Here is a 19944-nt window from a genome sequence, read left to right on the forward strand (position 1 = left end):
CCGCATGGCGGCCTTCCCGGTGGTTGGCCATCACAGTGATCCGACATCGGTGCGCGCGGCGATTTGCGTGCGCGAAAATAATTCGATGATCGTGCGATTCAAGAGGGGAAAGCCCTGATAATGCTCACCTTAAGAAAAATTCATATTCGTAAGGTCGGTCCCTTAAGGTCTTAGCATTCGAGCCCGCCCGGCCGCTGCTTTCGCGGCCCCTTCATAGGGCGGTGCTCCCCGCAAGAAAAGCGGGGCTAGACTTAGGTATGAGCTTGATTCCTCCGTCGCAAATTTGTCATGTGTGACTGAGCGCTGACACTGCGCCTTCACTTTTGTGACGGGGGCCGAGCCATGGTCGCTTCCTCTACTATCGGGTCTTCGGAGTGGGCGCAGCCGCGTCCGCTCGATGCCATCCCTGCCGCGGCGTGGGCGCCGGGCCGGGCGGATGCGTGGTGGACGCTCGCGCTACCCCTCGCGATCCTGATTCCGGTGGTGGCGATCCACTACCTGGCTCACGAGTTCTATCTCGCGCATGTGCTGCCCGAAGGCTTCGGCTTTCTCGAGCTCACGCAGTTCATCCTCGCCGCGGCGGCTTCGCTGTTGTGCTTCCTTGCGCTGCGTTTCGAGGTTGTGAAGGCCAGCCGGCTGCTGTGGCTCATGGTCCTCCTCTTCGCGCTGGCTGCGCTCTACATCGCGGGCGAGGAGCACAGTTGGGGCCAGCATTTCTTCAACTGGAACACGCCGGCCTACTGGTCGGAGATCAACCGGCAGCAGGAGACGAACCTCCACAACACGTCGGCGTGGTTCAACCAGCGGCCGAAGCTCGTGTTCGACGCGGCGATGTTCGTCGGCGGGCTCGTGATCCCGTTCATTCAGCTCTGGACGGGGCCGTTCCGTCAGCCGTTGCTCGCGCTGTTCACGCCTTCGCTCGCCATTGCGCCTGCCGCGATCATCGCGCTGGTCTTCAAGGGCGTCGACGACCTCGGCAAGGGGGTGCTCGACGACCGGCTGTTCACCCGCCCGAGCGAGGTGGTCGAGACGTTCCAGTATCTCTACATGTTCTTCTACGTCATCGTGCTGCGGCGACGGCTGGCGGCACTCGACCAGGCCGGCGTCAAGCACGTGGGGCTTCAATCCCAAGGCCGCGCGTCCTAGACTGACCTGGCGTCGGTGGCGTCGTCGTGTGCCTCGCGCGCGTGCCGTCGATGAAGCGTGAGGGCCCATGGACTTCTCGTCGCTGATCTGGGTCGTCATCGCCGTGATGGCGCTGCAGCCGCTGCTCATGGGGCGCTGGTACGCGCTCAGGCGCGAGCAGGCGATCCGGGCGATCGAGAAGGCGCACGCGACGCGCGTCATCACCATGATCCATCGCCAGGAGCGGCGCAGCCTGTTCGGCTTCTCGGTCGCGCGACACATCGACCTCGAGGATGCGCAGACCATCATCGCGGCCATCAAAGAGACACCGGATACGGTGCCGATCGACCTCATCCTGCACACGCCGGGTGGGCTCGTGCTGGCGGCCATGCAGATCGCGCGCGCCGTCGAGGCACACCCGGCGAAGGTGACGGTGTACGTGCCGGTCTACGCCATGTCGGGCGGAACGTTGATTGCGCTCGCGGCCGACGAGGTCGTGCTCGGCGAGTTCTCGGTCTTGGGGCCGATCGACCCGCAGATCCTCGGGCTGCCGGCGGCGAGCATCGTCAAGGCGCGCGATTCCAAGCCCGTGGCGCAGGTCATGGACCTGACGCTGGTGCTGGCCGACGTCGGCGAGAAGGCGCTGGCGCAGGTGAAGCGGGGCGCGGTCGAGATCCTGACGCCGCGCCTCGACCAGGCGGCCGCCGAGGCCATCGCCGACAAGCTCGCCGGCGGACACTGGACGCACGACTACGCGCTGACCGCCACCGAGGCGAAGTCGCTCGGGCTGCCGGTGAAGGTCGGCATGCCGATCGAGATCATGGACCTCATGAAGCTCTACCCTCAGCCGATCCAGCAGTCGGGCGTCGAGTTCCTTCCCATCGATCTGCCGCGTCGCCCGCGCGTGTGAGGCTGCCTAACAGTTCAATAGAGCAGGACCGGTTTCGCCTCGCGAGAGGTGCTGCACGCGCGTTCGCTTTAGCAGACGTCACATATGTGGATCTTTGCGTGGGTCCCGGCCTTCGCCGGGATGACGTCGAAAGGAGGCAAGCCGCTCGCCATACCCACCGTCATGCCGGCGAAGGCCGGCACCCACGCAAGTTTCCACAAGCGCCACGTCGGCGGGATCCTCGTGCGACAGCGCAAGGAAGCCTCACAGACAAAGCGCAATCCGCTTGAAGCCTTTGCTCCTACGTCATGGCCGCCTCAAGGGCGGCCATGACGTGAAGGGGCGAAACGGCGGGTTTGATCATCTGGCTTACGCGCCCTAGCGCACCTGCCGGGTGCTCTTGCCGGAATGGCCGGCGACGGTGCGGCTCGCGGCCTGACGGTCGCGGAGCGCCAGCCACTTGCGACAGCTTGCACGCGACATGCTGCAGGGCGGCCGCGAAGGGGCCGCGGCCGTTACGCGCTTGCGCCCCGACGTCGCCTTGGCCTGCTCCTGCCGCTCGCGTTGCAGCGGGAGCATGTCGCGATCCTGCGGGCACAGCTCCACGGCCTCGGCATCGCGCACGAACGGCGAGGCGTCGCGGACGCGATAGCGCCGGCCGCAGACCGAGATGCTCGGCGGCAGGCGGGTGCGCTCGAAGGATTCGTAGCCCTGCCTCAGGTCGTCCCAGAACTCCCTCCATGGGCCGGTCGCGTGCGCCGCGATGTTGGCCTCCGTCATGCGGAAGGGGAACACGTGCACCGGCACGTGGTGCGTGCCCGTTCGGAGCGCGGCGGAGACGAGGTCGTACAGCTCGGCGTTGACGGCGTTGGTCATGGCGAAGCAGCCCGACGAGTCGCAGCCGCCATGGACAAGAATGACCGAGCCCGTGCGGCCGTTCACGCGGTCGAATACGTTCGGGTAGCCGATGTTGAGGGAGCGGGGCCAGCGACCGCCATGGTGAAGCTGCCGCTCCGTGATGGTGTAGAAGCCCTCGGGCGCCTGCTTGTCACCCTCGCGCAGCTTGGGGCCGAGCGTGCCGGACCAGTAGCAGATGGGGTAGGTGGTGAACGGGACGTAGACCCTGCCGCTCTTAACCCACAGCTCGAGCTCGGACTCGGCCTTGAAGATGCGGATCATCACCGGCACACCGAGGCCGACGTCGAGGGTGGCAAGGCGTGTCAGCGGCTTCTGGGTGTCCGGCGTGCCGGGCAGCGGCGTCTGCAGACGGCCGCCGCGCGCAGCGCGCCAGCGTTCGAGCCGCTCGGTGGCTGTGGCATCGGAGGGAGTAGGCTGCGCTGTTGCGGGGCTCGCTGCCAGCAGCACGGCGGTAGCTATCAGGCCCAGGCCGAAAAAGAGCGATCCCCCCGGTCTCGACAACAGATGCCCTCCTCGTGCGGCGTTCACCAGAAGCTGAAGAACGGCGTGTAGCGTTGCGGTCTCCGGCGCCGCTCGTAGTAGTAATAGTCGTCATAATAGGGATCGTAGCGGTAATAATTAGGCGGCTGACGCGGCCGTTTCTTGATGCCGCCCTGCGGCTCGCCGCTGATCAGAACCACGAAATCGGTGGACTCGCCCGTCTCCTTGCTCATGGCCTCGTCGGACACGATGAGGGACGACCCCGGCCACACGTACTCCGAGACGCGCGCTGTGATGTCGGCCGGCAGGCTGATGCGGTCGAGGGCTGCGGTGGCGGCGCCGAGATCCGTCGGCGGGGGTGCCGCCTCCGCGGCTTCGCGCTGGCGCTTGCGGCGCACGGGGTTGGTGGGCTCGCCCGGCGCGCGAGGGCCGATGGAGACGGCCGTCCATTTGACGTCGTCGCCGTCGCCCGCGAAGTTGACGGCCGTGTAGATGTGCGTGCCGATCGGCTTCTCGGGCTCGGCGACGGCCACCGGCACGTCGAACACGGCCTCGTGGCCCTGGCGAATGTAGAGGCGCTGCTCTTTCAGGCTGACGAATACGGAGACCGGAAGCGTCTTGCGCCGTGCGGCCTGCGCCGCTGAGACGGCGGCGGTCTTGACGGCCTCGGCGGTGGCGAAGGCTTCCGTGGCGCGGGCGAGCTCGGCCTCGGCGGCCTGGTTCAGCTCGGCGGCCGCGGCGCGCTTCTGCTCCGCCTCGGCGGCGTCGACGCGGGCCTTCTCCGCGCTCTCCTCGGCGGATTTCCTCGCCTTCTCCGATTGCGCCTTCTCGAGCCAGCGCTCCGCGCGCGTCAGCCGGTCATCGGCACGGCGCTTCACGCTTTCCGCGCGTTTCAGCGCCTTCGCCGTCTTTGCGCGCGCGGATGCCTTCGCCTTCTCGGCCTTCTTCAGCTCGTCGGCGCGGGCGGTGGCGGCCTCGGCCTCGGTGGTTTTCGCAGCGGCCGCGGACCTCAAGGTCTCGCGCAGCGCCCGGCGCTCGGGCCAGTTGGCGAGGTCCAGGTCGAAGGGGCGGGCATTGGACGCGGTTTCCTCTTGCGGCTCGTAGGCGATCTGGGTTGTTGCGGGCGTTGGCTCGGCCGTCGGCTTGAACAGCAACGGGTGGCTGATCTCGACGGGTGCGACGTCGTCTCGGGCGACGATCACGCGCATGCCGATGCGGGAGAGCGGAAAGATCTGCTCGGAGAAGGGACGCGGCATGCGCACACAGCCGTGGGAGGCCGGATAGCCGGGCAGCGCGCCGGCGTGCAGCGCGATGCCGGACCATGTGATGCGCTGCATGAACGGCATCTCGGCATCGTCGTAGAGGTTCGAGTAGTGCTCCTCCTTCTTCTGCAGGATGCTGTAGACGCCGACCGGGGTCTCGTAATCGGTCTGGCCGCTCGAGACGCGTGCGCGGAGCGCGGTGCCCTCGGCGTCGTAGACGGAGATGCGCTGATCGGCGAGCGAGACGATGGCCATGACGGCCGGGCCGGAGAGCGATGCCGTCTCCTCGGCAGGGCGGGCCAGCGCGGCCGAGGCCAGGAAGAGCGTCGCTGCAAGCGTGGAGATCGAGGCGTGTTTGAAGATAAGTCCCGGGCGCATGTGCCGACCCACTGAGCTCGTGTTGCCTCCCCAGGCCCCATCCGCATCTTAACTCAAAATCCGAGCCGGGTGTTCCTCGCGTGTGCCAGGCTCGCGACTTTGCCGGCCCGTGGTTATCGAGCGGCGAAAATGGGGCGATCAAAGCACGGCAAACCGTCGGCCCGCGTGGGAACCCCCCGCGCTCCGTGGCGTTTTCTCCGGACGTAACAAAAGCAGAACGGAGGAGGACGCCATGACCTACAATCCCACTCCTGACGGGCCGCGGAGCGGCGGGCCAGGAGGAAGCTGGGGCGCAATCGGCCTCTTTATCGTCGGCGTGGTCATCCTGCTGGCCCTCGTCGTGACGCTGCTCGGGCCGACGAGCACGCAGCAGGAGGCGACCAACGTACCAGCCTCGCCGCCGACCAGCACGCAGACGGCGCCGAGCGCTCAGCCCGAGCCGAGCCCGCAGACGCAGCAGACCCCGCCGGACGTGCCGCAGCCGGCTCAGTAGCTTAAGGGGTGCGCCCGCGGAAGCCAGCGCCCCCGCGCACGCCGGCCGACCATCCGAGATGTCACGAAGCCAGAGGAGGCACCGACATGCAGGCAGGGATTCAGGGACTGATACAACGCGACTTCATGGTGTTCCTCGCGGAAGGCCAGGAAGGGATCGGCGCGGTGCACGACATCAGCGAGGATGCCCTCAGCGTCTACGTCGAGAACTTCGGCGAGTTCCTGGTGCCGCTCGCGGCCGTGAGGTCGGTGCACGACCAGAAGGTCATTCTCGACCGCGATCAGGTGAGTGACAAGCTTCTCCGGGCCGCGTCGCATGCGCACGACAACGAAGACCCGCGTGTTGCGGGTTGAGTGGTGTATGGCGGTGCGGGAGATACTCACAAAACCAATGGGGCACCGGCCAAAATGCGCGGCCGGTGCCCCTGACGGTCAGCGTCTGGATTACGCGACGTGCCGGCGCATCAACGCGCGGCAGGGGCCTGGGTTCCGAACTGTGAAAGAAAAAATCTGGTAGCGGGAGTCCGTCTTGGTCAGTAAGGCGTATTGATAGAAAAGGAAAATCCCGGCTGGTGCGTGAATTTCTGGTCCGGTTTCTAATTTCGAGCCGTCTAAGTGAAGCGAGATAGTTGGGGATGAGGATTAGTGAATTGGCGGCGCAAGTATGGCGCGCACTATGTTAACCGCCCACGTCCTAACGGGGAGAAACGTGATGGTTGACTTTGCTGCCGCTCTTTCGGCTGTAGGCGTCGGTCTTCAGGTCGTCAAAGATCTCAACTCAGTCAAACAACAGCTTGATGAGGCAACACTCAAACTGAAAATTGGTGAGCTGAGCGGGGCTCTCGCAACTGCGCAGATCGCGCTTGCAGAGGCTCAGACAGAAATCGCAAACCAAACAAACCAGATCGCTAAGCTGGAGGCCAACTTCAAACAGAAGTTCGACCTTGTGGAAGTTAGAGGGAGATATTATCGCAAGGGAAGCGACGGGGAGCCGAATGGGCACGCTCTCTGTTCCCTTTGCTTGGAGAAAGGGAGCATCGTGGTGTTGGTCTCTTTAGACGAGGCAGGGCGGCCGGAGGGATGTCCGCTCTGCAAGTCGAAGTTTGGGCGCGTACCAGTGTACGGCTGGGATGTCGACAGGGAAGCAAAGCGTCGGGCTGAATTGATCGAGTCGCGCGACGATGGTAGCGAGTGAATGAAATTATGTATGAAATCAGAAGCTTACGTTGAATGGTAGCGGGAGGCGGACTTGAACCGCCGACCTACGGATTATGAGACCGTCGCTCTAACCACCTGAGCTATCCCGCCGAAGCCTCGCACTGTAACTCAGTGCGGAGGGCGATTCGATTCGCATCGGGCTGCAAGGGCCCGAAGCGATCCTGGTCTATAGGAATCAGCGGGTCCCGCGTCAAGCGCCGCCGCATCGTGTGCCGGGGGCGCCGGCTTACTCGGCCGCGATCGGTTGCTGGCCCTGCTCGCTCTTCCGGAAGCGCATCATTGTGAAGATGCCCCATGGGCGCAGCGCCTTGCGCTCGGCGAGCGTCAGCTCGTTGCAGACCATGACACGCGACTGGTCGAAGACCGGGCGCCAGCCGATGATCTCGGCGAAGGGGGCCATGCGCCGCTCGACCCAGCCGCGCACGCCCTCGGTCTGACTGAAGTGGTTGACGAGAATGACCTCGCCGCCGGGCTTGGTGACGCGGGCCAGCTCGCGCATGACGCGCTCGGGTTCCGGGACGACGGTCATCACGAACATCGCGGTGACGATGTCGAAGGAGTTGTCGGGGAACTGCAGGTCGGCGGCGTCCATCTCGTGCAGGCCGGTCACGTGGTCCAGCCGCTCGACGGCCACGCGCTCGCGCGCCTTGTCGAGCATCTCGGGCGAGAGATCGATGCCGATGACCTCGAGGTGGCGGCCGTAGTCCGCGAGCGCGAGGCCGGTGCCGACGCCCACCTCAAGCACGCGGCCGCGGTCGAGGCTCGAGTTGATCACCTCGGCGGCGTGCTTGCGTCCCTCGGTGGAGACCCGGCCGAAGGTGTGATCGTAGATCGGCGCCCACCGGCGGTAGGCGGTCTTGACCACGTCTTTCTCGATGCGCCCGATGCCGACGATGCGGCCGTTCGCGCGCTCGAGCCCCTCCTTCAGCAGACGAGGCTTCATCTCGGGTTTCGTATTCTGCACGCGTTTCTCTCCCACAGGAGTCTTTTTGCCCGTTGAAGCGGCCCCGCCCGGCGATGTTTCCAAGCTCTGCTCCTGCCGCCGTCAGGCGGGCGATTCCAAACAGTTCATACTATCGGCCTTCACGGCCTGTGCAATCCATCCGCCGCCCAGCACGCGGGCTTCGGTCCCTCCGTCGGCGTAGAAGACACAGGCCTGGCCCGCCGCTGCGCCGTGCTCTCCGTCGCGCAAGGCGACCGTCACGGCACCGTCGAGCCCCGTGGAAACGGTGGCCGGCTGCGGGGCCTGCGACGACCGGATGCGCGCGTAGACCTCTATCCCCCCTCCGGCGACGGCTTCCTCGAGGGCGCCGTCTCCGAGCCAGTTCACATTCCTAAGAACGAGTGTCCGGGTGTGCAAGAAGGCACGTGGTCCCACCACGACCTCGTTGCGCTTGGCATCGAGGGAGAGGACGTAGAGGGGCTCGGCCGAGGCGATCTTCAGGCCGCGCCGCTGGCCGATGGTGTAGTTGATGATGCCCTCGTGGCGGCCGAGGCGGCGGCCGTCGACGTGGACGATGTCGCCGGCCTGCAGCGCGCCCGGCTTCAGGCGCTCGATGACGTCGCTGTAGCGGCCCTTCTGCACGAAGCAGATGTCCTGGCTATCGGACTTGTCCGCGACAAGAAGCCCGAGCTCGTGGGCGAGGTCGCGCACCTCGCTCTTCAGCATGCCGCCGAGCGGGAACCACAGGTGGGAAAGCTGCTCGCGCGTGGTGGCGAACAGGAAGTAGCTCTGGTCGCGCTCGCTGTCGCTGGCGCGGAACAGCGCCGGGCCGTCGCGACCCTCGCCGCGCTGGACATAGTGGCCGGTGGCCAGCAGATCCGCGCCAAGCTCACGCGCCGTGCCGAGGAGATCGTGGAACTTGATGGTCTGATTGCAGGTGACGCAGGGGATCGGCGTCTCGCCGGCGACGTAGCTCTCGGCGAACGACTTCATGACCGCGTCCGAGAAGCGCTTCTCGTAGTCGAGCACGTAGTGGGGGATGTCGAGCTTCTGGGCCACCCGGCGGGCGTCCTGCACGTCCTGGCCGGCGCAACAGGCGCCCTTGCGGCCGGTGACCTCGCCGTGGTCGTACAACTGAAGCGTGATGCCGATCACGTCGTGGCCGGAGCGGGCCAGCAAGCCGGCGACCACGGAAGAGTCGACGCCGCCGGACATGGCCACGACAACGCGCTTGCGCTTGCCGTCTCCAATCGGGGTCTCAAGGGATGGCGATGCCACGTCGCTTATCTCGTTGGGATGGGCGGCCACAGCCCGACGCTGCGCTACGCGGCTATCCGCGGCGCCTCACTAGTCGCCGGCATGATACTGGGCAGATCCTCCCCTGTGCAAGCCGAGAGGACAGGGCCGAGGGTGTGCCGGCCCGTCGCGCCCGTCAACCATACAGAAGGGAATTGCGTGATTTCATACACCCCTTTATGCTATGTTTACTCAATGGCTTAGGCCATATTTAAGAGAAATAGGATAGCTTTTCGGCTGGTCAGTAGCAGTATCGAGTATCATGACCGAACATCAAATGAGAGCGCGCGTGCGCTACGTCATCGGCCCCGATGGGAGCCCGTTGACGGTTGCCGATCTCCCGCCCCGGGATACGAAACGCTGGGTCATCCGCCGCAAGGCGGAGGTTGTGGCTGCCGTGCGCGGCGGCCTCATCAGCATCGAGGAGGCTTGCGAGCGCTACAAGCTGACCGTGGACGAGTTCCTGTCCTGGCAGCGTTCGATCGACAAGCATGGCCTTCCCGGACTCAGGGCAACGCGGATCCAGGACTATCGGAGCTGAGCCGACGGCGAACCCATTCGTGACGTGACGAGTGCCAGCGCAGCGAGCGCTGGCAAACGCGCACGTCGCCGTGTGTCTGCTGAAGCCGTGGTGCCGTGCGACCGGCCCTACGGCTTTTTGCTTTTCTCCTTCTTGCCGGGAGCGCTGGTCTCGATGGCGGGTTCGGCGCCCCAACCAGCCGTGACTGGCCCTTCGCCGCATCCGGGCTCGTCCTTCGACCAGCGTTCGACATCCAACTTGAAGCGCTCCGCCAGCGGCTGGGGAAGCCGGAGGTTCTCGACCTCGACCTTCGCCTTCCTATCCTCGGAGGGGGCGATGACGACGCGGTAGGCGCGGAGTGCGCGGGGGTCCTCAGCCTCCCTGTCGCGCGTCATGATCTTGATTTCCGAGCGTCCGCCCTTGGAGGCCGGCTCGGCGTCGGCATGGTAGATGTACTTGGCTTTCAGGGGGCCATCGGCGCCGAACCAGCACGTCAGAACGCCACGCGCGATGCGCGTGTAGACCTCGGTCGGCGTGCCTTTCACCAGATCCTGGGGCGTCAGAATGCCCTGCAGTGCCGCGGTGGCGCTGGGCACGCCGGCGCTGGTCTCGGCCGGGGAGGGCAGGCCGATCTGAGGGGCTGTGCCCGAACATCCCGCGCCTGCGCCCGCCAGGATCAGCGCGACCAGTACGACTAAGCGATGTTTGCGGCCCATCGTTGCGTTCGGCGCCGGCCCGCGTCACGCGCCTGGCGTGGGCGGGCAGGCGTGCTGCTCCCCTGGCCTGGCTCACGCCGACCGGGAGCGCTGCGTCCCTTGTCGGTAGAACCCAAGGCGATTCTGCTCCGAGAGCGGACGACCGCTCCCCCGTCGGAGCGATTGGCATGGGAAAGGGGCAAACGCAAGTCGCCCGCGCGGGCGCGGGCTACGCCCTGGGGAGAAGATGCCCCCAGGGCGATCGTGGGTGGATCAGCGCAGCGCCAGGCCGGCGGGACGCTCGTGGCGGCGGCGGCGCGTGATCTCGCGCGGCTGCTCGGTGCCGACGCGCTCAAGCTGCTGCTTAGCCTCGTCGAAGTCCTGCTGGGCGGCCTCGAGCTTCAGGCGCAGCTCGGCGATCGAAGCTCGAAGGTTGTCGCGGCGCAGGGCCGCCGACTTTGCGAAAGTCGAATAGGCGAAATGCCTGGCGTCCTTGACGCCGGTGCGGTCTTCCTCGGCCTGGATCTGGCGGTCGAGATCGGATGCGATGGTCTCGAACTCGCGGATCATATGCTCGAGATCGCCGACCTTGCGGGCCTTCTCATCCAACTCGAAGCGCTTCAGCCTCAGCGCCGTTTCGCGTGCCTTCATCGTACGTTACCCCTACTCAAGAACACCTGACGCCCCGTCACTCAAAAAGCATGCCATCCGATGCCTTGGAGGGGGCGAACCGCGTGTTCCGCACACCTGACCCAGTCAAACGGCGGCCTAGCGTCAACTCCAGGGCCCGCATCCCATAAGTTTACCCTGTCACATTCCTATTAAGTTGCGGTAAAGCAACGCCGTGCCGATGTTTGTTAAGTTTTTACGTTGCCCTACCGTTGTAGTTGTTTTCAGCCTCTAGGGCTAGCGGGCGAATTCTGTTACCTCTTGATTCGTGTCCTCGAGGCATCTGCGATGGCGCCGGCCCGCCGGGGGCGGCGCAGCTCCGGAGCCAGGGGGTGCTCAGAGGGAAGGCCTTGAGGGAAGACGCGGCAGCGCTCCGACGCGGGGGTGGAGCGAAGTGGGAAACGTTGTCCCGAATGGGTTAAAATGTGTCGCTCGTCCGGTGGCGTATTCCGAAACGGAAATTAGGATTTGTTAACCTGTGATCGTTACTTTTGTAATGAGAGTTCGGGTCCGGTTGTCCGGCCTGTGGTAGCGTTCTGTTAACTCATGAGCGGCGCGCCTTGTGATGGGGCAAGGAAGAGGGAATTAGCATGCGGGTCCTTCTGATCGAGGACGATAGCGCAACTGCGCAGAGCATCGAGCTGATGCTTCAGTCCGAGGGTTTCAACGTCTACACCACGGACCTCGGCGAGGAGGGCGTGGACCTCGGCAAGCTCTACGACTACGACATCATCCTGCTCGATCTCAATCTTCCGGACATGAGCGGCTACGAAGTCCTGAAGATGCTGCGCGTCGCCAAGGTGCAGACACCCATCCTCATCCTCTCGGGCCTGGCTCAGATCGAGGACAAAGTGCGCGGCCTCGGGTTCGGCGCCGACGACTACATGACGAAGCCGTTTCACAAGGATGAGCTCGTCGCACGCATTCACGCCATCGTGCGTCGCTCGAAAGGGCACGCACAGTCGGTCATCGAGACGGGCGACCTTAGGGTCAACCTCGATACCAAGACGGTGGAGGTCAACGGGCAGCGCGTCCACCTCACCGGTAAAGAGTACCAGATGCTGGAGCTGCTCTCGCTCAGGAAGGGCACCACGCTCACCAAGGAGATGTTCCTCAACCATCTCTATGGCGGCATGGACGAGCCGGAGCTCAAGATCATCGACGTGTTCATCTGCAAGCTCAGGAAGAAGCTACAGGTCGCGACCGGCGGACAGCACTACATCGAGACCGTCTGGGGTCGCGGCTACGTGCTGCGCAACCCGGGCGAGGACAACATCGCCGCCGCCTGACGCGCTCTTGCGCGTCGGCTCATTTCCGGACTTTCGACAGGGCGCCTGACCGGCGCCCTGTTTTTTGTGTGAGCCGCGTGCTTGAGCTCACTGCGATTGCAACTGCGCGCTGTGTGCTGCTTTCAATCTCGCTCTCACCGAGCGGCATTGCGGCAATTTTTTGTATTTTTTTGACTCCGGCCGCATCTGTGTCTTTTTTTGCAGCGATGGTTGTCACAATTCCTGACGCGGACCACTCATGACGACTGCTGCCTTTCTCGCAACGTCACCGGTCATGCCTTCGCGGCGGACGCCCCTTCGGGGTCCGCTCAAGGTCCGCGTGTCGCGTGCATCGGCGGTTGTGGCTGCCGGCTCTGCGCTCGCTGCACTCGCATGGACAACCTGTGCCTCGGCCGAGGAGTCGGCCGCGCGCCGGGGTTCGTCCCACACCGCCGCGCAGACCGCGAGCGGAGGCGAGGACTGGAAGGTGGGCACCGTCGTCTACGGTGCGGATGGCACGCACGTGCCGCAACGCGATGACGGCGATGCGGAAAGCGAGGCCGAGCGGGCCAGCCGGCGGCATGTGAAATGGCTCGACGGGTTTCAGCGCCAGGCTTCGCATCTCGGTATGGGGCGCGTAGTGTCCAAGCTGCCGCCGGGGCCTGCCCCTAATGCGCAGCGAGAAGGGCAGTCGGCCTTCACATTCGGCCTGCACCGGTTTGTCAGGACCGTTGCTGTCCACAAGCAGGACAAGAAAACAGCCGCGCTTGCCCGGCCGGGTTTGGACGGCAAGGACAGGGCGGGCGAGAGCGGCAACGGCGAGGAGATCGTCGTCATCGGGCTTTCCGCCGCGGACCTGGAGACCGCCAAGGCGCACGGCTTCACAGTGCTGGGCTCCACCAAGCTTGGTGACACCGGCACGTTCCAGCGGCTCAGGGCACCGCCGGGGACGACGCGCGAGGCGGCGGAGCAGGCGCTCTACAGCATCCTGCCGGCGCTCTCCGTCATGCCGAACTACACGTACAACATCTACATGGGCGGGCCGGGCGACGCGGGCAACGTCGTGAGCGTTCTGCCGGGGGCCGACAAGGGCAAGGCGAGCCCGGCCTCGGCGCACCCATGCCCGAGCGGGACTTGTTTCGGCCGCGAGATCATCAAGTGGAACCGCGCCCTCAGCAAGTGCACGAAGGACGTCCGGATCGGCGTCATCGACACGTCGTTCGACATCTCGCATCCGTCGTTCAAGACGCTCAAGGCGGTGAGCAAGGAGTTCCTGGGCGGGCAGGAGCCGTCACCTCACGATTGGCATGGGACCGCGATCCTCTCGCTGCTGGCCGGCGACCCGGACAGCGGCACGCCGGGCCTCGTGCCTAACGCGACCTATCTGCTCGCCACCGCCTTCCAGACGGACGTGGCCGGCAACGCCTCGACGGACAGCGTGCGGCTGCTGGCGGCGCTGTCCTGGCTCGAGGATCTCGACGTCGACATCGTCAACATGAGCTTCTCGGGTCCGCAGGACCCGGCTTTCGCGAGTGCCATCGCGCGCATGAGCAAGAAGGGCGTCGTGTTCATCGCAGCCGCCGGCAACATGGGGCCGACGGCCGCCCCGAGCTATCCGGCTGCCTATCCTCACGTGATCGCCGTCACGGCCGTCAACCGCAACGGCGAGAACTACCGCAACGCCAATCGCGGCGGCTACATCGACGTGGCCGCGCCGGGAGTCGATATCCTGACGGCGCTCCCCAATGCGCAGCAGGGCTACCGCACCGGGACGTCGTTCGCCGTGCCGTTCGTGACCGCGATCATGGCGACGCGGGGCATGAAGACCGTGTACGACGGATCGGAGGAGCAGCTCCTGACGCAGCTCGCCATGCACGATCTCGGCCCGCCGGGCCGAGATCCCATCTATGGCGCGGGGCTCGCCATTGCACCGCCGCGGTGTCCGCGCGGGAACCTCGTGGCGCGCAGCGCGCCATCGCGCGAGTCCTGGAAGGCGAAGACCACGCTGGTCCGGGCCAGCGCGGGGCCGTGATCAAGGCCTAGGGTGGAGGCGTGGCGGTGCGCTGCGCATCGACAGGCGGCCACGCAAGGCAGTCAGCACAACGCTTCCGTTGAGTGAGGCCCTTGCTTGGATGGCCGGGTCAAGCCCGGCCATGACGAGAGGTATCTAGCCGCCCGGCGGCGTGTAGGTGCGCTGCTCGGGTGCGGGCGCGAGGCGCCAGGCGCTTCCCAACAGCGTGGTCTCGTCGTCCTTGCCGAAGGCGTCGCCCGAGATGATGGTCTCGATCAGCGCGTCGACGGCGGGAACATTAGCGGCAGTCGCCGTCTGATAAGGGCCGCTGCCGGCTTGGGTCTGCTTCGGCGCCTCCACGTGCAGAGCCACGCGCCACACGCCGTCCGCCGTGCGGCAGGCAAGGCCGGCCGAGTCGGGTGCGGAGCCTGCTCTCGTGATGCGATACTCGCGGCAGACGCCGTTGTTCTTCGAGCGGAACGACAGCACGGGCACCGCCGAGGCGCCGTCCGCATCCGCTTCAGAGACGACCCCGCTGGGGTTGGTCTCGAGCACCTCAGCCAGTGCTCCGGATGCCACGAGACCGGAGCCCGCGACGTCGATTAGGGCGGCGGGGCCGCTCGCGCGGCCGGCTATCCAGCCGGCCACAGCGCCGACGACGAGAAGGGCTGCGGCGCTGCCGGCGAGCGCCGGCGTCAGGCGGCCGTCGGGCAGCACGGCCTGAGCGACGGCCTGCAGCGCGCCACGGGCCTGGTCCCACAGCGAGACCCGCTGCTTCTGCCGCGCCTGCTCGGCCACGGCGGCGCGGGCGATGGCCGCGATCAGGCGGTCGGGAACGGGCTCGTGCAGTTTGTGCTCGAACACGGACGCGATGCGAACCCGTGTCTGGGTGAAAGGCGCGAGGCGTATGCGCAGGGTCGGATCCTGGCTCAACAGCGTCTCAAGCGCTTCCGCCTCTTTGGGCGTCAGCTCGCCGTCGGCATAGGCCATCAGCAACTCGTCGGGGACCGGGACCATGTCAGCGCTCCCGTGTCGATGATGATGCGGGGAGAATGGAAACAGCGGGTGTCAGGCTCGGCTCCTCGTTCATGAGCGCCGTATAAAGGGACTGGCGCGCGCGAGACAGGCGGCTCATGACGGTGCCGATCGGGATGCCGAGGATGGCGGCGGCCTCCTTGTAGGACATGCCCTCGACGCAGACCATGGCCACGAGCACTTGCTGCTCAGCCGGAAGGCGTGAGATGCCTTCGCTCACGGAGGCCAGCGTCAGGCGGCTCTCGGTGACGCGACGGCCGTCGATGCCGCTCAGGTTCTCATATTCGTCGAGTCCGCGTTGCTCGACCTGGCTCCTGCGGCTTCGATAATGGTCGACCCAAATGTTCTGTGCGATACGGTACATCCAACTATCGAGGTTCGTGCCGGGTTTCCATTGATCGATGTGCGCGAGCGCCCGCTCGCAAGTGTCCTGAACCAGGTCGTCGGCCTTATCCTTGTCGCCCGTCAACGCAAGCGCGAACCTCCGCAGGCGCGGCAGAAGCTGGATCATCCGCGACTGGATTTCGTCGATCACGGCCCCCTCGCGCGACTGTTGAACACAACGCAATCTCCCGGACCTTTATTCCTGAGCGCGGTGATTTTGGGGCGCCTGTGGCCCCCGGGCGCTTCCCAACAGGCATTAGCCTAGAAGCCGCCCTTCGAGCTGTACGATGCAGCTATCGATATTGTGCAGGATATCATCGGTTTTATCGAGATCGCGACGAATCGCGTCCAGATCGGGTAGGGGCTCGCGGCTGCGAAATGCGCGGGAAACTCGCCTTAAGGTGGCAAAGAGCCCCCGACGTCGCGCCTCGCGCTCGGCGGCATCCTCGGCCCTCTCGATGGTGCGGCGCGCCCGCACCTCCTGCCGCATGATCCGGCGCTTGAGGAGCGCCAGCTCCTTTTTCTTGTGCCGCAGCTCCTTGATGGCCGTCCGGGCCTCCTTCTCGGACTTCACCTCGACCAGCACCTCGGTGCCGTCGATGCGGGCGAAACGCATCTCTCTCAGTTGCATGCTTCCAGGCTCCCCCGAACGCCATGACGGGGACCCTACACGGCGTCGGCGCGGGCGTCAGCAGGCTCGCCGGGCGATCCCCAACCGGCAGGGCTCGGACTGGCCGCCGCGCATAAAACCCTCTAAGGAGGGGCTGTTGCAGCTCGAAAGGCATCCGCCGGCCCATGACCACATCCTCCACGGAAACCAAGAGCCTGAAGGCCGCCATCGTGCCCGTCACGCCGTTCCAGCAGAACTGCACGCTGCTGTGGGACGAAGTCACGAAGGCGGGCGTGGTCGTCGATCCGGGGGGCGATCTCGACGACGTGCAGAAGGCGATCGGCGAGCTCGGGATCAAGGTCGAGAAAATCGTGCTCACGCACGGCCACATCGATCACGCCGGCGGGGCGGCCGAGCTCAAGGAGGCGCTCGGCGTCGCCATCGAGGGGCCGCAGGCCGCCGACCGCTTCCTGCTCGACAACCTCGCCAAGCAGGGCGCGGCGTACGGCATTCCGGCGCAGCCGGTGACGCCGGACCGGTGGCTCGAGGAGGGCGATACCGTCAGCATCGGCGGCCACACGTTCGAGGTGCTGCACTGTCCAGGGCATTCGCCGGGGTCGGTGGTGCTCGTCAACCGCCCGCACCGCCTGATCCTGATGGGGGACGTACTGTTCCGCGGCTCGATCGGGCGTACGGATTTCCCTTACGGTGACCACGAGGCGCTGATCAACGCCATCACGACCAAGCTCCTGCCCTTGGGTGACGACTTCACTTTCATCTGCGGGCACGGCCCCGTCAGCACCATCGGTGCCGAGCGGCAGGGCAATCCGTTCCTGCCGCGATAGTTCTCGGCGCCGTCAGCGCGGCCAGGTCAGCTCGAGGCAGCCGAAGATGCCGCATTCGTTGAGCGCGGTGCCGAAGCCGGTCATGCCGGGAGGCGTCTCGTAGAAGTCGACCGTTTCGACGCGCAGGGTCTCGGAGCAACTGCGACGGCAGGCGATCCAGATCCCGTTCGGCTTGCGGACCTCGTAGCCCGTACGCGTCTCGCGCACCGGCCCCCTGACGGTGCCGTTCCCGAAGCGGCTCACGGCCACTGCGTAGTCGCCTTCCACCGGCCTGCGCAGGAAGCCTCCGGCCTCGGCGGACGGGCTCACCAGGAAAGAGGCGGAACCGGTCACGGCAACGGCGAGCGCAACGGCGGAAAGCAGGGTGCGGCGCGACATCAAAGGCTCTCTCCTTTGTCTTTTAATGGTCCTGCGGCCCGGCGCGCTCGTGCGCGCCCGAGATCAGCCGCTCTTCGCGAACTGAAGGTTTACGCCGGTGAAACCTGGGCCTCCGGTGGAGATGGAGACCGTCTGGCGTGCTCCAGTCATGGATACGCTCATGGACCCGGACAGCGCGCCCGAAAACCTCAGACTGAAGCCGTTCGCGGTCTGTTTGCCGCTCACGTTGCCGGTCTGGTTGAACTCGCGCTCCTCCCAGGTGCCAGTAATGGTACCGCCGGCGCTGCGCAGGCTGGCGCGCATGTTGATCTTGAACGAGGCGTTGCCGCAATTGATGGCCATGCCGAGGCTGTTGCCCTGCTTGGCATTGTAGTAGCCCCGGCACTTTAGGCGCTCGGTCTTGCCGTTCTCGAGGCGGACGCTGCCGGAGCCCGCCCACGCGCCGTCGAGGGCGGAGAATGTCCCATCGAGCGCCCAGGCGGGCACGGCAAGGGTAACCGCCGCGCAGAACAGGGCGGCAAGACAAGTGCGCGTCACGTTGGCCTCCAGAGCATGTGCCGCCAGTCTCTCATCGTGATCTCAAAGCAACATTAGCATTGCCGCTAAATTTGGCGAGGGTTCCAGGGCAACACTGGGGCCGGCGTCGTGCGGTACCCACCTAAGTCAGGGCGCCTGAATCCTGACCTGCCGCAGCCGGGGTCCGTTCGATCGGCAGCGCGTATGCCGGCCGGCGGGCGTCCGCCGGCTCGCCGTGGCATTGCCGAATGTTCATGCCCGCGGTGACAGATGTTCCAAACTTTTCTTGCATCGCGCGAATCGGTGGCTATGGTCGCGGCAACGATATAACGTTTTAATGGGAGAGCGAGGATGCGGTTCGTAGGGGTTCGCGTGATGGTTGCCGGCATGGCGAGCCTTGGTGTGCTCGGTGGTGCCGCGCTCGCCGACGAAGCGCGTCTTCCCGAGCGCAAGGCCGGCCTGTGGGAGTTGCACACGGTCATGGACGAGGGGCTGGGGCCCAAGGACCAGACGCTCACGATGTGTGTGGACGCGGAGATGGAGCGCAACGCCGTCGCCGCCAGCGGCGTGGAGCATACCGAGAAGTGCACCAAGTACGAGATCAAGCGCGAGGGTGACAAGACCGTCGTCGACATGTCTTGCCAGTACGCGAGTCGGCATGTGAAGAGCCGCACGGAGATGACGGGCGACTTCAAGTCGGCGCTGCAGGTCAAGATCGAGAGCACGACCTCGGGCGAGCACAACGGGCAGACCGTCGCCGTCAAGCGCACCATCACGCAGACGGGCAAGTACCTCGGCGAGAGCTGCGGCGATCTCATCGGCGGGGAGGCCAAGGGGCCGGACGGCACAAAGGTCATGGTGCAGTAGGCATCGATCGCAATCCGAGGCGGTGGCGTCAAATGAAAGGCCGCGGTGTATGTCGCGGCCTTGTGTCATGCGATGCTGGCCGGCCGGCTTCAGCAGCCGCGGGCGCGGAGGCAGCGATAGTAGGCCCGGCTGCCCCAATCCCAGTACTCTCCGCAGACCCGGCGCACGCGCTGGCAGCGGGTGTAGAAATACGGACGCGGCCGATAGAGGTGGCGGGGCCGGAATGGGCGATACGGGCGGCGGACCTGTTCGAGCATTCCGCCCGGCGCGATCACGGATTGCGGGCTTTGCGCGCCCGGCAGGCTGGCCGCGGCGGCCAGCTCGGGAGCGAATGACGCGCCTGCAGCGATCGCGGCAGCAAGGGCAAGAGCTTTGAATCGCATCTGTCTTTCCTCATCGTTTGCCCCCGGACGGCGATGGCCATCCTAAGCCAAAACGCCACCCGGGCCAAAGAGTTCAGGGGACGCAGCATCCGCGTGGCGGCCGTTCTCGAGATGAAGAGGGTCGACGTGGCACGCCGCGACCGGGCTACGGCGGGTAGGCGCGCGAGGTCTCGTTGCCGTCTTCCGAGCCGGTGCTTTCGAGCGGCCGTTGCGGCCCGCGTCCGTCGACCGTCAGCGCGTACTCGTTCCTGACGCGCGAGATCTTGCCCGAGGGGCCACGCGGAAGCTCCGACACGATCTCGAAATCGATATCGATCTCGGATTCGAGTCCCTCCGCCCGCACGTGCTCCATCACGAACGCGCGGATGCGCTCGACGGAAAGGGTTCGGCCCTTCAGCGGGACGGCGCGCACCACGAAATGCCGCGGTCCCGTCTGCACGATCTGGTGCTCGGCGAGGTCGAGCACGTGGTGGAGCGGGGTCAGAAACACGTAGTAGGGCACCTCGCGCCGCTCGCCGTTGTCCTCGATCCAGAGCTGGTCCTTGGTGCGTCCGCTGATCCTCGCGATGCGCGGCAGCGGGCTTCCGCACGAGCACGGCTCGGTGCTCATGGTGACACGGTCGTCGACCTCGTAGCGGATGATGGGCTGCACGTGATTGTAGAGGTTGGTGACCAGCACCTTGCTGCCTTCGGTGCCGGGCGGCACGGGCCGGTTGTCGGCGTCGACGACCTCCAGGATGGCGAGATCGGCATTCACGTGCG

Annotated in this window: 22 protein-coding genes, 1 tRNA gene and 1 pseudogene; 10 read left to right on the top strand and 14 right to left on the bottom strand. The window is 65.8% G+C overall.

Annotation, left to right across the window (positions count from 1 at the left end):
• Nucleotides 1-342 precede the first annotated feature (342 nt).
• Nucleotides 343-1146 (top strand): hypothetical protein, encoded by an 804-nt coding sequence (locus tag IT540_RS05505; RefSeq protein ID WP_291174299.1) that lies wholly within the window; start codon nucleotides 343-345, stop codon nucleotides 1144-1146.
• Between the two features lie 67 nt (nucleotides 1147-1213).
• The gene (locus tag IT540_RS05510; protein WP_291174301.1) at nucleotides 1214-2035 is read left to right on the top strand and encodes an ATP-dependent Clp protease proteolytic subunit; all 822 of its coding nucleotides are present in this window, start codon (nucleotides 1214-1216) and stop codon (nucleotides 2033-2035) included.
• A gap of 357 nt (nucleotides 2036-2392) precedes the next feature.
• Here IT540_RS05510 and IT540_RS05515 read toward each other — a convergent pair whose 3' ends face one another.
• The gene (locus IT540_RS05515; protein WP_291174303.1) at nucleotides 2393-3433 is read right to left on the bottom strand and encodes a murein L,D-transpeptidase family protein; all 1041 of its coding nucleotides are present in this window, start codon (nucleotides 3431-3433) and stop codon (nucleotides 2393-2395) included.
• Between the two features lie 23 nt (nucleotides 3434-3456).
• Nucleotides 3457-5052, bottom strand: a complete 1596-nt coding sequence (locus IT540_RS05520) for a L,D-transpeptidase family protein (RefSeq protein WP_291174305.1) — start codon at nucleotides 5050-5052, stop codon at nucleotides 3457-3459.
• Nucleotides 5053-5284: 232 nt separating this feature from the next.
• On the opposite strand from IT540_RS05520, the gene IT540_RS05525 reads away from it, so the two are divergent.
• The 3 genes from IT540_RS05525 to IT540_RS05535 all read left to right on the top strand — a co-directional run bounded on the left by IT540_RS05525 (nucleotide 5285) and on the right by IT540_RS05535 (nucleotide 6739).
• Nucleotides 5285-5545 (top strand): hypothetical protein, encoded by a 261-nt coding sequence (locus IT540_RS05525; protein WP_291174307.1) that lies wholly within the window; start codon nucleotides 5285-5287, stop codon nucleotides 5543-5545.
• Between the two features lie 86 nt (nucleotides 5546-5631).
• Complete coding sequence (locus IT540_RS05530) at nucleotides 5632-5898, top strand: hypothetical protein (RefSeq protein WP_291174309.1); 267 nt, start codon at nucleotides 5632-5634, stop codon at nucleotides 5896-5898.
• Between the two features lie 358 nt (nucleotides 5899-6256).
• The gene (locus tag IT540_RS05535; RefSeq protein ID WP_291174310.1) at nucleotides 6257-6739 is read left to right on the top strand and encodes a hypothetical protein; all 483 of its coding nucleotides are present in this window, start codon (nucleotides 6257-6259) and stop codon (nucleotides 6737-6739) included.
• Nucleotides 6740-6775: 36 nt separating this feature from the next.
• Here the strand turns inward: IT540_RS05535 and IT540_RS05540 are convergent.
• The 3 genes from IT540_RS05540 to mnmA form a co-directional block, all read right to left on the bottom strand.
• Nucleotides 6776-6852, bottom strand: a tRNA-Met gene (locus IT540_RS05540).
• Nucleotides 6853-6988: 136 nt separating this feature from the next.
• Nucleotides 6989-7726, bottom strand: coding sequence for a class I SAM-dependent methyltransferase (locus tag IT540_RS05545; protein ID WP_291174312.1), 738 nt, complete (start codon nucleotides 7724-7726; stop codon nucleotides 6989-6991).
• Between the two features lie 81 nt (nucleotides 7727-7807).
• Nucleotides 7808-8983: a tRNA 2-thiouridine(34) synthase MnmA gene (gene mnmA, locus IT540_RS05550; protein WP_291174313.1), complete on the bottom strand. Its 1176-nt coding sequence runs from the start codon at nucleotides 8981-8983 to the stop codon at nucleotides 7808-7810.
• A 280-nt stretch (nucleotides 8984-9263) separates the two neighbouring features.
• Here mnmA and IT540_RS05555 point away from each other — a divergent pair, with 280 nt between their 5' ends.
• Nucleotides 9264-9542 (top strand): DUF1153 domain-containing protein, encoded by a 279-nt coding sequence (locus IT540_RS05555; RefSeq protein WP_291174315.1) that lies wholly within the window; start codon nucleotides 9264-9266, stop codon nucleotides 9540-9542.
• Between the two features lie 107 nt (nucleotides 9543-9649).
• On the opposite strand, the gene IT540_RS05560 is transcribed toward IT540_RS05555, so the two are convergent.
• The gene (locus tag IT540_RS05560; protein WP_291174317.1) at nucleotides 9650-10237 is read right to left on the bottom strand and encodes a hypothetical protein; all 588 of its coding nucleotides are present in this window, start codon (nucleotides 10235-10237) and stop codon (nucleotides 9650-9652) included.
• 252 nt (nucleotides 10238-10489) lie between these two features.
• Nucleotides 10490-10867 (bottom strand): flagellar export protein FliJ, encoded by a 378-nt coding sequence (locus IT540_RS05565; RefSeq protein WP_291174319.1) that lies wholly within the window; start codon nucleotides 10865-10867, stop codon nucleotides 10490-10492.
• 608 nt (nucleotides 10868-11475) lie between these two features.
• Between IT540_RS05565 and ctrA the strand changes: the two genes are divergently transcribed.
• Nucleotides 11476-12174, top strand: a complete 699-nt coding sequence (ctrA, locus tag IT540_RS05570; RefSeq protein WP_291174321.1) for a response regulator transcription factor CtrA — start codon at nucleotides 11476-11478, stop codon at nucleotides 12172-12174.
• A 238-nt stretch (nucleotides 12175-12412) separates the two neighbouring features.
• Entirely contained in the window at nucleotides 12413-14185 is a 1773-nt protein-coding gene (locus IT540_RS05575) for a S8 family serine peptidase (RefSeq protein WP_291174323.1), read from the top strand.
• A gap of 135 nt (nucleotides 14186-14320) precedes the next feature.
• Here IT540_RS05575 and IT540_RS05580 read toward each other — a convergent pair whose 3' ends face one another.
• From IT540_RS05580 to IT540_RS05590, 3 genes are all read right to left on the bottom strand, one after another.
• The gene (locus IT540_RS05580) at nucleotides 14321-15181 is read right to left on the bottom strand and encodes a hypothetical protein (RefSeq protein WP_291174324.1); all 861 of its coding nucleotides are present in this window, start codon (nucleotides 15179-15181) and stop codon (nucleotides 14321-14323) included.
• Between the two features lies 1 nt (nucleotide 15182).
• The gene (locus IT540_RS05585) at nucleotides 15183-15734 is read right to left on the bottom strand and encodes an RNA polymerase sigma factor (RefSeq protein WP_291174326.1); all 552 of its coding nucleotides are present in this window, start codon (nucleotides 15732-15734) and stop codon (nucleotides 15183-15185) included.
• A 105-nt stretch (nucleotides 15735-15839) separates the two neighbouring features.
• On the bottom strand, nucleotides 15840-16214 hold the full coding sequence (locus tag IT540_RS05590; RefSeq protein WP_291174329.1) for a hypothetical protein: 375 nt from the start codon (nucleotides 16212-16214) through the stop codon (nucleotides 15840-15842).
• A gap of 164 nt (nucleotides 16215-16378) precedes the next feature.
• On the opposite strand from IT540_RS05590, the gene IT540_RS05595 reads away from it, so the two are divergent.
• A complete protein-coding gene (locus IT540_RS05595) occupies nucleotides 16379-17038 on the top strand; it encodes an MBL fold metallo-hydrolase (RefSeq protein ID WP_291174331.1) in 660 nt (219 codons plus the stop codon).
• Between the two features lie 12 nt (nucleotides 17039-17050).
• Here IT540_RS05595 and IT540_RS05600 read toward each other — a convergent pair whose 3' ends face one another.
• Complete coding sequence (locus IT540_RS05600; protein WP_291174333.1) at nucleotides 17051-17416, bottom strand: hypothetical protein; 366 nt, start codon at nucleotides 17414-17416, stop codon at nucleotides 17051-17053.
• A gap of 63 nt (nucleotides 17417-17479) precedes the next feature.
• Complete coding sequence (locus tag IT540_RS05605; protein WP_291174335.1) at nucleotides 17480-17953, bottom strand: hypothetical protein; 474 nt, start codon at nucleotides 17951-17953, stop codon at nucleotides 17480-17482.
• 330 nt (nucleotides 17954-18283) lie between these two features.
• Between IT540_RS05605 and IT540_RS05610 the strand changes: the two genes are divergently transcribed.
• Nucleotides 18284-18799 carry a DUF3617 family protein gene (locus IT540_RS05610; protein ID WP_291174337.1) on the top strand — a complete coding sequence of 172 codons (516 nt, stop codon included), beginning with the start codon at nucleotides 18284-18286 and terminating at the stop codon, nucleotides 18797-18799.
• Between the two features lie 89 nt (nucleotides 18800-18888).
• Here the strand turns inward: IT540_RS05610 and IT540_RS05615 are convergent, their stop codons facing one another.
• Both IT540_RS05615 and IT540_RS05620 read right to left on the bottom strand, forming a co-directional pair.
• Nucleotides 18889-19182 (bottom strand): hypothetical protein, encoded by a 294-nt coding sequence (locus IT540_RS05615; protein ID WP_291174340.1) that lies wholly within the window; start codon nucleotides 19180-19182, stop codon nucleotides 18889-18891.
• A gap of 145 nt (nucleotides 19183-19327) precedes the next feature.
• A pseudogene (locus IT540_RS05620) lies at nucleotides 19328-19944 on the bottom strand (phenylacetate--CoA ligase family protein); the annotation flags it as partial.

It is taken from the genome of Hyphomicrobium sp., assembly GCF_020852195.1.
GTDB lineage: Bacteria > Pseudomonadota > Alphaproteobacteria > Rhizobiales > Hyphomicrobiaceae > Hyphomicrobium_C.